We start from the raw sequence: 16,747 nt of genomic DNA on the forward strand, positions 1-16,747 counted from the left end.
AAGTTGAAACATATTGTTTATTCGCCTTAATATATTGAAATAAAGGTACTTCTAGAACAAGTTTAAACGGACAAATTTTTCTTGAGTTTAGTGAGACACGTATTACGTGAAATGAAGGAGAGACTTCCATGTTTACATCTATTACATATTTACAATCAGGGAATGACAAGCAACAAAAGGTATATGATGTTTTGAACAAACTAAATATTATGGAGGATTTAGCTTTATATAATCCCGTTCTTTGCGGGACAATCCCGATAAGAATTGATACTCCTCAATCTGACTTAGATATTGTAATGGAAGTATATAACTTTGATGTTTTTGAGCAAGAAATGAGATCTTTATATGGTTCTTATAGAGGGTTCAACATAAAAAAGAAAAAAATGAAAGGTACTGAATCGATAAAGGTGAATTTTGAATTCGAAGGTTTTGAATTTGAATTATTTGCTCAACCTAAGCCAGTGCGTAATCAAAATGCATATAGACATATGATAGTGGAGCACATGTTATTAATGCAGCATCCCCATATAAGGGAAGAAGTTATTCACTTAAAGGAACAAGGTTTAAAAACAGAACCTGCTTTTGCTCAAGTATTAAATATTGACGGAGATCCTTATGAAGAACTTATTTTATTAGGGCAGGAAATGAAATTGTGGTAAATAAAATACGTGAAAAAATCCTCCAAAAACAAAAGAGGATTTTTTTATGCCGTTAACTTCCGAATTAATTCACTGAGCAATTTAATTCCGTTAGTCATTTGTTCTGGAGAAGCATATCCATATGATAAACGAATGTACTGATCTGATTCTTCTTCATAAATACGTCCCGGGTTTAAAAGAATTCCTTTTGATAGTGCCTCTGAAAATAGTTTTTTCATCGGAATGTTATGTACAACCTTTAGCCATATAAAAACTCCACCACTAGGAATATCCCACGATGCAATATCTGCACAATATTTATTTAAAGCTCGTATCATTATTTGTCTTCGTTTTTTCAGGTGCATTCTTACGTTTGCTACATGTTCTTCATAAAAACCTTCATTTATCCATTCAGCAGCTACTCTTTGAGATAAAGAGCTTGATCCATAGTCTGTTTGCATTTTTATATCTGACAATCTATCAATAACAGGTTCTGGTCCAATTATCCATCCAATTCTAAGTCCAGGGCTAAGTGTTTTAGAGAGACTACCAATATATAATACATGTCCATGTTTATCTATTGACTTTAAAGGAGCTGGAGGTGATTCATCAATCCATAACTCTCGGTAAATATCATCCTCGATGATAGGCAACTGCTCTTTTTTACATATTTTTAATATTTCTTTTCTTCGCTCTTTGGACATCAATATCCCCGTTGGATTTTGAAAACAAGGGATTGAATATAAAATATTATTCTTTTGACTATATTTAATTCGTTTTAACAAGTCGTTAGGTAAAATACCGTGATGATCCATTGATATACCGGATAAGTTTATATTTGCTGATTGAAAAACATGAAGTGAATATAAGTAAGAAGGTTGTTCAAGTAAAACAGTTGATTTTCTATGTAAAAGACCAATTGATATTAATTGTAATGCTTGGAGTGCACCCGAGACTATTAATATAGAACCCGGTGATGCATGTATTCCAAATGATTTTACGTATTTGCTTATTGCTTCACGTAACGGATAAAAACCTTTTTGTTCTTCGTATCCGAAATAATCTAATTCCTCACTGACGTTTTTTATTATAGATTGCATAGTTTCGAGCGGAAAAAGATGAGGTGCAAGTTCACCTTTACTAAGATGGATAAGCGTTTTATTTGCTTCTGCTTCATTTATTTCTCGCACCATTAACTTACTTGGTTTATGAATACCGGCCTTTACATATTCACTCCAATCAGGCGGGGGATTAGTTGCTAATAATGACCATGTATTATTTGTTACAATTGTTCCTGCTCCGATTTGTCCTTGAATTAAACCATCTGCCATAAGTTCATCTAGCGCAGTTATTACAGTACTTCGATTTACATGAAATAATTTTGCTAACTGCCGCTGACTAGGGATTTTACTTCCAATTGGCCATTCTCCGTTTTCAATTTTTTCTTTCATATAGTCTATTATCTGCCGATATTTGGGCACTTTTTTATCGGTTGTCATATAAAAAACTCCTTCGTTAATTTAAAAGATTCAAAGTGGTTGGTTTTTCCGATAAATAACTGGTTGAAGACATTGTATCAACTATTAAATATGATGAAAAGAAATAATTGGTAATTTAAAAATGGTTGGTTTATTAAGGAGGGAGAGAAAACATGCATAATAAAAAATGGGATTTACGCATTATATGTGCTCATGCTTTTACAATTCTTATATGGGGAACTGCTTTTCCAGCAATTCGTCTGGGGCTTGAATCTTATACGCCTGAACACCTTACTTTACTACGCTTATTAATCGCCTCATTTATACTTTTGTTATTTTCATTTATATACAAACTACGATTACCGGATTTAAAGGATATCCCAGCATTTTTTATATTTGGTGCTTTAGGGTTTACTATTTATCACATCGCATTAAATTACGGCGAAAAAACAGTCAATGCTGGATCTGCAAGTTTAATAATTTCAGTCACTCCAATAGTGACGGCAATTTTTGCTTCTGTTTTTTTGAATGAAAAAATGAAATTAAATGGCTGGATCGGTGGTGTAATGAGTTTTGCAGGAATTGCCTTAATTTCATTTAGCCAAGGCGACGCTATTCAATTAAATAGCGGGGGATTATTTATATTATTAGCGGCGATTTCAGAAAGTCTATTTTTCGTTTTCCAAACATCTTACTTAAAAAAATACGGTTTCTTACCATTTACCATATATACAATTTTTTCTAGTACTGTATGTATGCTTATTTTCTTACCCGGAGTTTATCAAGAAATATTAGCAGCTCCTCTTGAAGTTAACTTGAGTGTTATATATTTAGGTGTCTTTCCAACAGTACTCCCGTATATTGCATTGGCCTATATTATATCTCGTGCTGGTGCTTCTGAAGCAACAAGTTCTCTATATTTAACGCCAATAACTGCGTGTTTCATTGCTTGGATATGGTTAGGAGAAGTGCCAACTTTAGTTTCAATAATTGGCGGTGGAATTACTATACTTGGAATTGTGATTGCTCATATACCAGTATTAAGAAAAGAAAAACATAGGAATTTAGTAAATAATCAATCCGTATAATGTAATTCAATAATGATTTTATGATACTTTTTTATATAGTTTCTTTCTTATGTTGATAAATATAATATTTTGTATTTCAGTTAAATATTGTATGTTACATTTTATGTAGTAAGCATTTTAAAAGGAGCTGACAACATAATGAATGGAAAAAGAAAAATTTTCACATGTATTTCTATTGTAGGAATCGGACTAGCTAGTTTTTCTAATTCTAGTTTCGCAGCAAGTGTAACGGACAATTCAGTACAAAATTCTATTCCCGTAGTTAATCAACAAGTAGCTGCTGCAAAGGAAATGAAACCATTTCCGCAGCAAGTTAATTATGCAGGTGTTATAAAACCGAATCATGTTACACAGGAAAGTTTAAATGCTTCTGTAAGAAGTTACTACGATAATTGGAAAAAGAAATATTTGAAAAATGATTTATCTTCTTTACCTGGTGGTTATTACGTAAAAGGAGAGATTACAGGTGATGCAGATGGGTTTAAGCCACTTGGAACTTCAGAAGGTCAAGGGTATGGGATGATAATTACAGTATTAATGGCTGGTTATGATTCGAATGCTCAAAAAATCTATGACGGTTTATTTAAAACAGCAAGAACTTTTAAAAGTTCTCAAAATCCTAATTTAATGGGATGGGTTGTCGCAGATAGTAAAAAAGCACAAGGTCATTTTGATTCTGCTACTGATGGAGATTTAGATATTGCGTATTCTCTTCTTCTTGCTCATAAGCAGTGGGGATCTAATGGAACAGTTAATTATTTGAAAGAAGCACAAGACATGATTACAAAAGGTATTAAAGCTAGTAATGTTACAAATAATAACCGACTAAATTTAGGAGATTGGGATTCTAAAAGTTCACTTGATACGAGACCATCTGATTGGATGATGTCACACCTTAGAGCATTTTATGAATTTACAGGTGATAAAACTTGGCTTACTGTTATTAATAATTTGTACGATGTTTATACGCAATTTAGTAATACATACTCTCCAAATACAGGACTTATTTCAGATTTCGTTGTAAAAAACCCACCACAACCCGCACCTAAAGACTTCTTAGATGAGTCAGAATATACAAATGCATATTATTACAATGCTAGTCGGGTACCATTGAGAATTGTAATGGACTATGCGATGTACGGCGAGAAAAGAAGTAAAGTCATTTCTGATAAAGTTTCTTCGTGGATTCAAAATAAAACGAATGGAAATCCTTCTAAAATTGTGGATGGTTATCAATTAAATGGATCTAATATTGGTAGTTATTCAACTGCTGTATTTGTTTCACCGTTTATTGCTGCAAGTATAACAAGTAGCAATAATCAAAAGTGGGTAAATAGCGGTTGGGATTGGATGAAGAATAAGAGAGAAAGTTATTTTAGTGATAGTTATAATTTATTAACTATGTTATTTATTACAGGAAATTGGTGGAAACCTGTACCTGATGATACAAAAATACAAAATCAAATAAATGATGCAATTTATGAAGGATACGATAATTAATTAAATTTGAGAATGGTTACTCAAGAAAGGAATTAGCATACGCTAGTTCCTTTTTAATATTTTGTAAAACATTATCCATTCTAAAATTTGCATAGATATACTTGCTTTTTTCATATACATAGTTACTAATGACTCAATTTTTTCGTGAGAGGAGCGTATTTCTTGGAAAAAGTATTATTTTTCGGAGACCCAGGTATTGATGACTCATTTGCCATTATGTATGGTTTACTGCATCCCGAAATTGAAATTGTCGGTATTGTAACTGGATACGGAAATGTTGAGCATATACATGCTGCACATAATGCAGCGTATATTTTGCAGTTAGCAAATAGACAAGACATTCCTGTCATTAGTGGTGCAACAAAACCACTTACAGAAGAAATTACTACGTACTATCCTGAAATTCACGGAGCAGAAGGATTAGGGCCTATCCATGTTCCAGAAAATGTATTATCTATTCCAATATATAATTTCGGCAGTATTGCTGCGATTCTTATAAAGTACGGAAAAGATTTGACAATTGTTGATGTAGGAAGATCTACCTCGTTAGCAATTGCTTTTAATTTATGGAATGATTTAATGCTAAATGTAAAAGGAATCTATTTCATGGGTGGTGTTTTTTTAGAAGTAGGAAACGTTACGCCGTTAGCAGAGGCAAATGTGTATGGAGATCCTATAGCAAGTAAAATTGTTTTCCATCAAGCAAAGAATTTATTCATATTCCCTTTAAATGTAACAAACAAAGCTGTGTTAACACCAAATGTGTTTGACTATATTCAAGCTAATTCAAAGAATCCATTCCATACGATAATGAAACCAATGTATGATTACTATTTTTCTGCATACCAAAAACTTAATCCATCTATCGAAGGGCCATTGCTTCATGATGTGGTTGCTATAAGTGGATTAGTTAACCAAAGTTTTTTTGAATTTGCGCATCGTACAGTGAATGTAGATACATACGGAGATACGAAAGGACAAACATTTGCTGATTTTCGCCCTAACTCTAAATCTGAAGGAGCCCGTATAGCTTTAGAAATAGATGCAGAAAAATTCATTCAAGATTTTATAAAAATTATGTTATAAGTCGTTGTCGAAAAAGGGAATTATTTCGCTACGTTGAATATAAACATACATCCTCTATATAAGGGAGCTTACAATATTGAATGTCCAGTTAAAGGTTGTTACGAGAGAAAATTGGGAAGAAGCATTAAAACTACAAGTTAAAGAAAATCAGTTGAAATTTGTTCCATCCGTAGCAGTTTCGCTTGCTAAAGTATATATAAAACCAGATGGTGACAATGTAGAGTACATACCACTCGCTATATACGATGGTGACCTTATGGTTGGTTTTGTTATGCATGCTGTTGTAAGAGAGACATCAGATATGTATTGGATTAACGGATTTATTATTGATCAATCGCAGCAAGGTAATGGTTATGGAAAAGCAGCATTACAAGAAAGTATTAATATAATAAAAAATACTTTTAAATCGTGTAAAGAAATTAGATTAACAGTACATAAAGATAATATCTCTGCAAAGAAACTATATGAACGATATGGTTTCATATCATTAGGACAGGAGTATGATGGTGAGCAAGTATATCGTTTATTTGTTTAACTATTATGAAGTAAAGGTGTGAAATGAAATATGCAATTTACTGAATTGAAAATTGAAGTATTCATTCCTGAAGAATATATTGAAACATTAAGGGATGAATTAAATAAAATTGGAGCATGTAAAACGGGCGAATATGACCATTGTCTTTCCTATAGTTCAGTGAAAGGATATTGGAGACCTTTAGACGAGGCATCTCCTTTTAATGGAGAAATTGGTGGAATATGCGAAGGGCAAGAATGTAAAGTTGAAATAAAGTGTAAACGAGAACTTGTAAAAGATGCTCTTGAAGTTATTAATGATATGCATCCGTATGAAACACCTATGATTTATATTATACCAATACTAAATGACTATTTTGAGCAACTATACATTGAATAACTAGGAGGAATATCAATTGAAAAGTAAATTCCATCATATTGTACGAGCAGTCATGATAAAAGATGAAAAATTATTAGTTGCTGAATATATTGGCCATCATTATTTTTTACCTGGTGGCCATGTTGAAATTGGAGAATCAGTAGAGAATGCATTAATAAGAGAGTTAAGAGAAGAACTTGGAGTAAACTGTAGTATACAACAATTTTTAGGAGTCATAGAAAATCAATGGCAAGATAAAGAAGTGCTCCATCATGAAATTAATCACATTTTTGAAGTAGAGTCACAAGATTTACATACGGACTTAACACCGAAATCGAGCGAGTCTCATTTAGCATTTCACTGGATAGATTATAATAAAGAAGCCTTAAATCATTATGAAATCATGCCAATGCCTTTAGTGAAGGAATTACTAGAAAGAAAGTTAAGTGATGAACTACTAAATTGTTGGATTAGTAATTTTTAAATCACTTTATTTATAGTAAATACGTCCATCGAATAAATATAAAGAAAATAGGCTGAAAAACAAGGTACATCACCTAGTGTAAGTTCATATTTTGTTGATGTACGCATTTAGTCTATAGTCTTGTTTCTATTTTGTTTACAAAAATATATAAACTTTAACGTTTGGGCGAAATTTATATTTATAAATGGAGGGGTTCGTAATGAATCAGTTTCAACATGAATTACAAACATTAAACCTTAATGATTATCAAACTGGTAATGTTGTGTATTGGGATCAACAACAAAGCCAATATCCATATTATTACATCCAAGGCGATGCACGTCGTTGTGGCGGATGCGGAGGTTGTGGTGGACGCTGTGGCGGATGCGGCGGTGGCAGATGTGGTGGTTGCGTAGGTTGTGCCGGATGTTTTGGTTGCTTTAATTGCTGGAACTGGTGGATTATTTAAATATAGTACATCATTAATATTTTATATGAAAGAAAGGTGTAAATACTGTTTATACTTTTCTTTCATACTGTAATTTTGATGTGTATTAAGGGGGATTTATTTGTATACATATGATAAGTTGATTTCTTGGGTAGAGAATATAAAAGAAAAAAATCATAGTTCTGCTACAGCAATTTGTATTATAAAAAATAATAAAGTCGTATTAGAGCATTATAGCGGTTATCACTCAAATACATCGACTAATAAAAAAGTAACCGCATCTTCGCAGTTCAACGTTGCTTCTGCTAGAAAAAGTTATTTAGGATTAATGATAGCGTATGCGCTTTACGAGGGGAAAATAAACTCTATTGATGATGAAGCGATAAAATATTTTAAAGACTTTAATCCTGCATTGCTTGGTAAAACAACGATAAGACATTTAGTAACACATTCGCACGGATTAGAAGAAATGAATGACGGGACAATTTTTCGTGAATTTGAACCGGGACAAGCATGGGCATATAGAGATATTAATGTAAGAATGATGACACGTCTTATTTATCAGCTATATAACAAAAGTTTTCCTGAATTGTTAAAGGAGCGTGTTTTTAAGCCTGCTAATTTTCAAGAAACAGGTTGGAGAGTTCAGCGAGATGAAGATTTAGTTGACGTTGTTAATAATCCAAATGAAGACGCGACTAGTGAAATTGGTACGGTAGATGACGGTACTGAAAAAAATCTGTTTGTCTCAGCTAGAGAATTTGCTTATTGGGGCAATCTTCATTTAAATCAAGGTGTGATAAACGGTAAGCAAATTGTTCCAAAAGAAGTTATAAAAATCGCTACGAGTTTGCAGAGTCCAACATATGTAAATAAAGAGCTACCACAAAATGGCTTGTTTTGGTTCGTTCAAAATGAACCTGCACAATTAAGCGAACTTGGTGAACGTGTTCCAAAAGGGTCATATCAAATATTAGGGATTACTGGACCGACTATTTTAGTAATACCTGAATATAATGTAGTTGTTGCAAAAATGTATAACAAAAGATATAACTACGGCGGTGATAATTACTTATATTATTTACGTGAATTTAGTAATTTAGTCGCTGATACATTTAGTAACGGTAATAGGGCATAATTACTCCTATAACAAAAAGGAGTGATTGTAAGTGAAAGATAAAGTGAACAAAAATAAAAAACAAAATATAAAAGATGTAAATACAGAGCAAAATGCAATTTATAGCGATCCTAAAGATGCAGCTAATATGCAAACTGTACCGCAGCCGAAGGATTTTGATGAAATCGAATATTAATTTTTCATCCGACTATATGATGAATGAAAAATACGTCTTAAGTCTCATCACATATAAGAAATTATTTGATAACATATATACATAAGCATTCGAAAATGGCTTATCTTAACAACGCTTTCTTTAGAAACATCTGATATAACCTGCAAAAGACACTTCTTTATGAAGTGTCTTTTTGTGTATATGAACTTAATTACCATTTTCCGTACAGTATCTTGCAATTTACGATGGATATACTAACTGTGAAAATCTATGTCAAGATAAAAGAAGGGGACAGTTAGTATGAAACAAACTTCTATAAATCCGTTACTAATTGTTCTAGGTACAATCATTGTTCAAATTGGCCTTGGAACAATTTATACATGGAGTTTATTTAATCAACCCCTTGTAAGTAAGTTTGGATGGAATCTTAATTCAGTAGCGATAACTTTCTCTATAACAAGTTTTTCTTTATCATTCTCAACTTTATTTGCAGCAAAATTGCAGGAAAAATTAGGACTTCGGAAACTTATTGCTACTGCAGGAATTGTTTTAGGACTCGGCTTAATACTTAGTTCACAAGTTTCTTCCTTACCACTATTATATTTATTAGCTGGTGTTGTTGTTGGTTATGCGGATGGAACAGCTTATATTACATCACTATCTAATTTAATTAAATGGTTTCCAAATCGGAAAGGGCTTATTTCAGGTATATCTGTATCAGCGTATGGAATGGGCAGCTTAATCTTTAGATATATAAACGGAAATTTTATCGATAACCTTGGTGTATCACAAGCATTCTTATATTGGGGCATTATCGTGTTACTTTTAGTATTAATTGGATCGTTCTTCTTACGTGAGGCAATCGTAAGTAATGCTGTAACTGAAACATTACACAATGACTATACTCCGCGTGAAATGATGCAAACGAAACAAGTATATCTACTATTTTTTATGTTATTCACCTCGTGTATGGGTGGTTTGTATTTAATAAGTATGGTAAAAGATATCGGTGTACAACTCGTCGGACTTAGCGCAGCAACCGCTGCAAACGCCGTTGCTATGATTGCAATTTTTAATACAGTAGGTAGAATTATTCTTGGGACGTTATCAGATAAAATCGGCCGAATGAAAATTGTCTCTGCAACGTTTATTATTATAGGATTGTCAGTCTTTACTTTAAGTTTTATTCCGCTAAATTACGGAATCTATTTTGCTTGTGTAGCAAGTGTCGCCTTTTGCTTCGGCGGTAATATAACTATATTCCCAGCTATTGTCGGAGATTTCTTTGGATTAAAAAACCATAGTACAAATTACGGGATTGTCTACCAAGGTTTCGGATTTGGTGCGCTTGCAGGATCATTTATTGGAGCGATACTCGGGGGATTTCAACCAACTTTCATTATAATCGGTGTTTTAAGTGTTATTTCCTTCATTATTTCAATATTAATCCGCCCACCAAATGTAGAAAAGAAAAAGGAACTAAAACATTTACATCGGAAAGTAGCTTAATTTTAAAAAGAGTCCTCATGTTAGGGCTCTTTTTTATTCCATTAACTTTGCTTCTTTACGAACTTATTAAAGACAGGACAATTTCATTATAAAATTGAATAGATAAGTAAAAAGGAGCGTGACACTTAAAATGAAAATAGTACAGCAGTGGGTACAAGAAGATAGTGATTACATAAGAGAGAAAGTAATTGAATACAATCAAAAATATCTTGCAGATGAAGAAAAAACACCTTCAGAAAAGGTTAGTTTCATAGTAAGAAATGAAAAAGAAGAAATAGTAGGTGGGGTAACAGCAATAACTTTTTGGCACCATGTACACGTTGACTTTCTATGGGTTTCTGAAGAATATAGGCATGAAGGTTACGGAAGCAAGTTAATAAAGCTTATTGAAGAATTTGCAATTGAAAAAGGGTGTAGGTTAATTAATTTAGATACTTTTAGTTTCCAAGCACCTGATTTTTATAAGAAACATGGATATAAAGTAATTGGAGTAAGTGAAGATCATCCGAAAGGACATAATCATTATTATTTAGAAAAACGGTTAAAAAGTATATAGAATTTGTTAACGTTAGTATTTGAAATACAAATGCAATAAGGGCGAGGTTATTATTAATTTCAGTATTAATTGAATCAATTTTTATACTAAAACTGCAAGAACGTACTTTGGATAATCTTCCTAAGGTACGTTCTTTTTTTATATCAGTAGCCTATTCTTATTAACTCCAACAATAGCGGTAAAGGCAAGACTTAACTAACTTATATATATTAAAAGGAGTTAATGGTAGAATGAATAGAAGGCAGAAAATTCCTTTTATTTAAAATAGAGGAGGTACATATGAAAAAAGTTAATGTTACATACGCGATTTTGTACGATAAAACTAATGAAAAGATCTTAATGGTAAAAAACAAAGGGGAAAATGGTTCTTATTATACATTACCAGGTGGCGCAGTTAAACTAGGAGAAACATTAGAAGAAGCAGTAATTCGAGAAGTAAAAGAAGAAACAGGGTTACATATAAACGTAAACGGGATTTGTTCTATCAGTGAAGCCTTTTTCGAGGAAAGAGATCATCATGCAATTTTCTTTAATTTTCTAGGCGAAATAATCGGCGGGGAGACATATATATCAAGGCCAAAAGAAATCGAAGAGATTACTTGGATGGAATTACATATAGCAGCACCGTATTTACGCATACCAGAACATTTACTATATTTATTACAAAAGAAAGAAACAGTACCTTATTTTTTTAACGGAACAATCGTTCATCAATCTTCATAAAAATATTATCTCATGTAAGGCGGGGGAAACATGGAGTTTATCGTTAATCACAAACAATTCACTCAAGCACTTTCAGAAGTCAACAAAGCAATATCAACAAAATCTTTAATTCCTATATTATCTGGTATAAAAATAACTGCAGATCAATCTGGAATTACTTTAATTGCAAGTAACTCAAATATTTTTATTGAAAAATTCATTCCTGTTTCAATTGAAGACGAAAAGATTGCAACTATTTTAAAGGTAGGAACTATTGTTGTACCTGCAAAGTATTTCATTGAAATAATAAAGAAAATGCCAAGTGATATCGCAATAAAAAGTAAGAATGAGCAAACTATTAAGATACAATCAGAAGAAATCACATTAAGTTTAAATGGATTTCCTGCAGATGAGTTTCCGAATGTACCGCTTATAGACAATCATGCAGAAATCAAGGTAGAGACAGAGCAATTGATTGAAGTATTTAAACAAACAGTCTTTGCGGTAGCAAAAAATGAATCTAGACCTGTTCTTACTGGGGTGCATATAGAGTTATCTAATAATAAGTTAATTTGCGCTGCAACTGACTCACATAGACTAGCGATACGCGAAACATTACTTTCCTCAGATGTAAAAGCAAATTGTATTGTACCAAGCGCAACCATTAGTGAACTTCTAAAATTAATGAACAACAATTCGGAATTCGTATATATCTACCTTTCAGAGAGTCATATTATATTTACGCTCGGAACAACTACATTATATTCAAGACTAATTGAAGGGAAATATCCTAATATTTCTAACCTTATTCCAAATGATTTTAAAACGATTATTAACGTAGATAGAAAAAAGATATTACAAGGTGTAGACCGATCAAGTTTATTAGCAAGTGAATGGGCTAATAACAATGTTAACTTAGAAATCATAAACGAATCCACAATTAAAATTTCTTCAAACGCTTCTCAAATTGGGAAAATATCTGAAACGCAACAAATAGATGCGATTCAAGGTGAAAAACAATTAAATATATCTTTCGATGGGCGTTTTATGGTTGATGCTTTAAGAGCAATAAAAGAAGAAACGATTACTTTAAGTTTTGGAGGTTCTATGCGACCGATATTGATTGAAGCAGGAGAGCAATCTGCAGCAGTACATCTTATATCGCCAGTAAGAGCTTATTAAGGATAGAGGAAGGGATTAATAGACAAAGCAGCAATGGTAATCTGAAATACAAAGCGAAATAATAATAACCTGAATATAAAAGCCATAGATTAATCGATATGGGGTGAGTACGATGAAGAAAATAATTGTTTTACTCATTGGTATAGTTTTAATTATTTTTGCTTTTTATCAATACAACAAAAAAGACTATGCAGCTAAAAGTACTAACTTGTATGTAGAAAACTTTAAAGGGGAAAATGATTCAATAAAAATACAATCTGCTATTAATAAAGCAGAGTCTAGTAAAATTAAAACTGTATTGCTTGATGATAAAAAGTATAAAATCACGTCACCAATCATTGTTAAAAAAGGTGTGAAATTATTATTTGGTTACGGATCCCACTTTGTAGTTGAGGGAAACTTTAGAGTTTTAGAACTAGAGAAAAACGCATCCATTGAAGGAGCGTATATAGCTATTGACGATCCTAAATTTAACTCTGAAGTTATTTATTTAGACGGTAAAAATAAATATTATAACACTTGGAACAAAACACAAATAAAAGATATAAATATTATCAATTGGACGGAAACGAATAAAGGTACCGGAATTTCTTTATACTCTGCTGGAAAAGAAAATGAAATTTCGTTTGTTAACTTCGAAAATATTAAAGTTGTAGGAATGGAAACTGGACTGAAATTAGTAGCGAAAAAACCGAGCACCGGACAAGCTTGGATAAATGCCAATCGTTTTATGAACTTTTCTTTAGAAGACTGTGTAAATATGATTTATATGGATAGTCAAGTAACTATGCCAAATGAAATTAGTGGGAATCAATTTACAAACCTTCAAATACAGCCTTCAAATAAAACAAAAAGCATTATACAGGTAAGTGGTCAACATAATGAATTTCATGGGATGGTGTGGGATTTAAATAAAATAAAACATGAAAACGAACTTATTGAACTGACTGATAAGAGTATGAATACAGTGGTTGAAATGTCCAGTGTACCAGCAAATAGAGTATTAGATAGTGGGAGATCCAATATAGTGAAATAAGTTTAAATACAGAAAAAAGAGCGAATTCTTTATAAGAGGATTCGCTCTTTTTATATTTTAAAATTAAATTTCCTTCCACCAAGCGGATAAAGGATAGTCTGTAGATTTTAACGTAATAGATTCGCCAATTTGTGGCGTTGTAATTTTAACTCCTAAACGGTTAGCTTCTTTCGTAACACGTTCTATCGGGTCACTCCATTCGTGTAATGCTAACGTAAAAGCACCCCAATGAATCGGAAGAAGTAATTCTCCTTTAACATCAATATGAGCTTGTACCGTTTCTTCAGGCAACATATGAATAGCAGACCACCTCGAATCATATTGCCCGCATTCCATTAATGTAAGATCGAATGGACCGTATTTATCACCAATTTCCTTAAAGTGAGGGGCATAACCGCTATCACCACTAAAGAAAATTTTAGTCTCTTGACCAAGAATAAGCCATGAACACCATAATGAACGATCTCTATCTGTCATACCACGTCCAGAGAAATGCCTTGCAGGCGCACATACTAACTTAATATTATCAAACGTAATTTCGTCCCACCAATTATGCTCACTAATTTTACTAGGTGAAACACCCCATTTAATAAGATATTGTGCAACTCCAGTTGGAACATAAAAGTGTTTTGCGCGATTTTTTAACTGCATAATACTTTTGTAATTCAAATGATCATAGTGATTATGAGAAATGATAATCGCATCAATTTCTTGAAGGTCATCACGTTCTAAAGAAAAAGCACCACTATAACGCTTACTATTAAACAAGGGAAATGGGGAAGAGGCATCTCCAAACATCGGGTCTAATAACAGTTTTTTACCTTCTATTTTCAAAAGAGAAGCAGAATGGCCAAACCATGTAACACTCTCTAACGCTTCATTATCTTTATTTGATAAAGCAACAGGCAAATCCTTTATAGGACGCAGCTTTGATTTCATTTTAAAGTAATCCGTCATTAAACTTATAATATCTTTCGGTTTAAAACTCATATCAGTATGAATTTGGTTTGTATATTTCTTATTCATTCGTTCTCCTTTTTACGATTAACAATATACGTATGTTGTTATTGTAGCTATTTGTAGTTTAAACGAAATCATTTTACCTTTCACCTTAAATGCAGTACCTTTCATAAATTTGTCAAATTCATTATTCTTATATGCAAAATAAAAACCATGTAGCAGCAGATAAAATCAATATTAAGTAGATGTAAACTTTTTTAATTTAGTAAATTTCTTCTTATAAGCAACAAAGAACGTACGTTTCGTTATATGTTATAGAAGAAGATAAGTCTCAAATTATTAAAAGGAAGGAGAGGATGTAAGTGCACATAGAGCGAAAAAAGAAATCAAAATGTAAACTATCAAAATCTGAGATAACGCAGCTATATGCAGAGGGGAAAAGCACCTCAGAGATTGCTACACTTGCTAATGTGTCTGCAAGGTATATTCGTATGGTTTTATCAGACAGCAACGTCCCAAGGCGCGCTATAGGGAGTTGGAAGAGAAAGTATGACATAAAAGAAAATTATTTTAAAACTTGGTCAAATAATATGGCTTATATTTTAGGATTTATAGCAGCTGACGGCGTTATACAAAAAGAAAATCAATGCGTCAGTATATCACAAAAAGAAAGTTATATTTTAGAAGATATAAAAAAAGAATTAAACACCAACCAGCCACTTTATCAAAACAAAAAAACAGACGTATATATGCTAAACATTAATAGCAAAACAATAAAAGACGACCTTATGAACATACATGGAATCATGCCATGTAAATCATTAAATATTAAATTTCCATTCGTGCCTGAAGAATATTTACATCATTTTGTTCGTGGATATTTTGATGGGGATGGTTACGTCAAGTATGAAACGTATACAGTAAGCTTTGTAGGAGGATCATATAGCTTTATGAATTCTTTAAATCAGGTACTACAAAATCACAATTTACCAGCCGATTTACTAAATCAAAATAAACATTATCGCGTCATTTTAACCGGGAGAAAATCAATACAACTATTTTCAAATTGGATTTATAAAGACAAAGATATTTATTTGCATAGAAAATATGAAGAATTTCAGAAAGAAAGTCTAAGTCTAGATCAATTAAAAGATTGAAACCTAAAAAGAACCCAATCTGCTGTTAAGCAGAGAAAACAAAATTTCCTTAAGGAATATATGAAAAATAAATGTATCGCTAAAACTTGTTCCATTTTAGAAATAAAGGAACCAACTTTTAAAAGTTGGTTAAAAAATGATAATCAATTTAAAAAAGACTATGAAAGAATTCATTCATTATAAAAATACAAAAAACCTTAGTATATCTATGCTAAGGTTTTTAATTTGAGATTATTAGAGGATACTTATTTTCGTTTATAGAAGTTAGTAAATACATAAATCTTACAATGAATTTACTAGTAAGGGAGGGGTTATGAAGTGTTTACTAATAATATTCCGGAGAATATATTACATACAGCTTATGAAGCTAAAATGATTTTCTCTGGAGATAATTCGCCATCTATAAAAATAAAAGGAACGAAACTTCAATATTTACTTGTAATGCTTCATCTTGGATCAGTAAAGATTTAGTCTTATTGTTTAATGAAAACGATAAATCTTTAAAAGAATACTTTGCCAGCAGCAGATACTCAAAAGAAATTACTTATGAAGAGTTTTTTATCTGGTGGTATCACTTTTTCTATACAAAAGTAACTGAAGAATTAATAAAACAAGGTGTAATTATAACAAGCACAAAAAAATCAAACGTACATAATCCATCAATAACTTTAAATTAAAGTGCTAATACACTTTTACAAATGTAGCAGCTAAATCGATAAATAATTATTAGTAAATAGAGGATAATCTGAAATCAAAACCT

The 16,747-nt window shown here is 32.0% G+C and carries 18 protein-coding genes and 2 pseudogenes; 18 read left to right on the plus strand and 2 right to left on the minus strand.

Translation table 11 applies throughout. The features are described from left to right. Positions 1-128: 128 nt before the first annotated feature. Entirely contained in the window at positions 129-659 is a 531-nt protein-coding gene (locus ACS2CR_RS09005; protein ID WP_000495176.1) for a DUF4269 domain-containing protein, read from the plus strand. Positions 660-703: 44 nt separating this feature from the next. Here ACS2CR_RS09005 and ACS2CR_RS09010 read toward each other — a convergent pair whose 3' ends face one another. Continuing rightward, complete coding sequence (locus ACS2CR_RS09010) at positions 704-2,137, minus strand: PLP-dependent aminotransferase family protein (RefSeq protein WP_000205600.1); 1,434 nt, start codon at positions 2,135-2,137, stop codon at positions 704-706. 152 nt (positions 2,138-2,289) lie between these two features. On the opposite strand from ACS2CR_RS09010, the gene ACS2CR_RS09015 reads away from it, so the two are divergent. The 14 genes from ACS2CR_RS09015 (at position 2,290) to ACS2CR_RS09080 (ending at position 13,870) form a co-directional block, all read left to right on the plus strand. After that, the gene (locus ACS2CR_RS09015) at positions 2,290-3,204 is read left to right on the plus strand and encodes a DMT family transporter (protein WP_000551608.1); all 915 of its coding nucleotides are present in this window, start codon (positions 2,290-2,292) and stop codon (positions 3,202-3,204) included. A 138-nt stretch (positions 3,205-3,342) separates the two neighbouring features. Then, the gene (locus ACS2CR_RS09020; RefSeq protein WP_053513066.1) at positions 3,343-4,704 is read left to right on the plus strand and encodes a glycosyl hydrolase family 8; all 1,362 of its coding nucleotides are present in this window, start codon (positions 3,343-3,345) and stop codon (positions 4,702-4,704) included. A 162-nt stretch (positions 4,705-4,866) separates the two neighbouring features. Then, complete coding sequence (locus ACS2CR_RS09025) at positions 4,867-5,790, plus strand: nucleoside hydrolase (RefSeq protein WP_053513072.1); 924 nt, start codon at positions 4,867-4,869, stop codon at positions 5,788-5,790. 76 nt (positions 5,791-5,866) lie between these two features. Beyond that, the gene (locus ACS2CR_RS09030) at positions 5,867-6,325 is read left to right on the plus strand and encodes a GNAT family N-acetyltransferase (RefSeq protein ID WP_001102682.1); all 459 of its coding nucleotides are present in this window, start codon (positions 5,867-5,869) and stop codon (positions 6,323-6,325) included. 30 nt (positions 6,326-6,355) lie between these two features. Then, on the plus strand, positions 6,356-6,703 hold the full coding sequence (gene cutA, locus ACS2CR_RS09035; RefSeq protein WP_053513080.1) for a divalent cation tolerance protein CutA: 348 nt from the start codon (positions 6,356-6,358) through the stop codon (positions 6,701-6,703). A gap of 16 nt (positions 6,704-6,719) precedes the next feature. After that, positions 6,720-7,166: an NUDIX domain-containing protein gene (locus ACS2CR_RS09040; protein ID WP_000836836.1), complete on the plus strand. Its 447-nt coding sequence runs from the start codon at positions 6,720-6,722 to the stop codon at positions 7,164-7,166. A 199-nt stretch (positions 7,167-7,365) separates the two neighbouring features. After that, positions 7,366-7,614: a heterocycloanthracin/sonorensin family bacteriocin gene (locus tag ACS2CR_RS09045; protein WP_001071345.1), complete on the plus strand. Its 249-nt coding sequence runs from the start codon at positions 7,366-7,368 to the stop codon at positions 7,612-7,614. A gap of 100 nt (positions 7,615-7,714) precedes the next feature. Continuing rightward, positions 7,715-8,731, plus strand: coding sequence for a serine hydrolase domain-containing protein (locus ACS2CR_RS09050; RefSeq protein WP_053513084.1), 1,017 nt, complete (start codon positions 7,715-7,717; stop codon positions 8,729-8,731). A 31-nt stretch (positions 8,732-8,762) separates the two neighbouring features. Further along, a complete protein-coding gene (locus ACS2CR_RS09055; RefSeq protein WP_000653680.1) occupies positions 8,763-8,906 on the plus strand; it encodes a hypothetical protein in 144 nt (47 codons plus the stop codon). A 279-nt stretch (positions 8,907-9,185) separates the two neighbouring features. Beyond that, complete coding sequence (locus tag ACS2CR_RS09060) at positions 9,186-10,394, plus strand: L-lactate MFS transporter (protein ID WP_053513089.1); 1,209 nt, start codon at positions 9,186-9,188, stop codon at positions 10,392-10,394. A 130-nt stretch (positions 10,395-10,524) separates the two neighbouring features. Beyond that, the gene (locus ACS2CR_RS09065) at positions 10,525-10,950 is read left to right on the plus strand and encodes a GNAT family N-acetyltransferase (protein ID WP_000706906.1); all 426 of its coding nucleotides are present in this window, start codon (positions 10,525-10,527) and stop codon (positions 10,948-10,950) included. 279 nt (positions 10,951-11,229) lie between these two features. Continuing rightward, a complete protein-coding gene (locus tag ACS2CR_RS09070) occupies positions 11,230-11,673 on the plus strand; it encodes an NUDIX hydrolase (protein WP_000757608.1) in 444 nt (147 codons plus the stop codon). A 30-nt stretch (positions 11,674-11,703) separates the two neighbouring features. Further along, a complete protein-coding gene (dnaN, locus tag ACS2CR_RS09075; protein WP_153602617.1) occupies positions 11,704-12,834 on the plus strand; it encodes a DNA polymerase III subunit beta in 1,131 nt (376 codons plus the stop codon). A gap of 112 nt (positions 12,835-12,946) precedes the next feature. Continuing rightward, positions 12,947-13,870, plus strand: a complete 924-nt coding sequence (locus ACS2CR_RS09080; RefSeq protein ID WP_053513103.1) for a hypothetical protein — start codon at positions 12,947-12,949, stop codon at positions 13,868-13,870. A gap of 63 nt (positions 13,871-13,933) precedes the next feature. Here the strand turns inward: ACS2CR_RS09080 and ACS2CR_RS09085 are convergent, their stop codons facing one another. Then, positions 13,934-14,896 (minus strand): MBL fold metallo-hydrolase, encoded by a 963-nt coding sequence (locus ACS2CR_RS09085; protein ID WP_053513108.1) that lies wholly within the window; start codon positions 14,894-14,896, stop codon positions 13,934-13,936. A 296-nt stretch (positions 14,897-15,192) separates the two neighbouring features. Between ACS2CR_RS09085 and ACS2CR_RS09090 the strand changes: the two are divergent. From ACS2CR_RS09090 to ACS2CR_RS09100, 3 genes and pseudogenes are all read left to right on the plus strand, one after another. Beyond that, positions 15,193-16,170, plus strand: a pseudogene (locus tag ACS2CR_RS09090) (LAGLIDADG family homing endonuclease). Between the two features lie 135 nt (positions 16,171-16,305). Then, positions 16,306-16,458, plus strand: coding sequence for a hypothetical protein (locus ACS2CR_RS09095; RefSeq protein WP_002005131.1), 153 nt, complete (start codon positions 16,306-16,308; stop codon positions 16,456-16,458). Then, positions 16,443-16,653 (plus strand): annotated as a pseudogene (locus ACS2CR_RS09100) (hypothetical protein); the annotation flags it as partial. The gene ACS2CR_RS09095 and the pseudogene ACS2CR_RS09100, both read left to right, overlap by 16 nt. Between the last annotated feature and the right edge of the window lie 94 nt (positions 16,654-16,747).

This window comes from Bacillus cereus group sp. BceL291 (assembly GCF_051776705.1).
In the GTDB taxonomy this organism is placed as follows: Bacteria; Bacillota; Bacilli; order Bacillales; family Bacillaceae_G; genus Bacillus_A; species Bacillus_A cereus.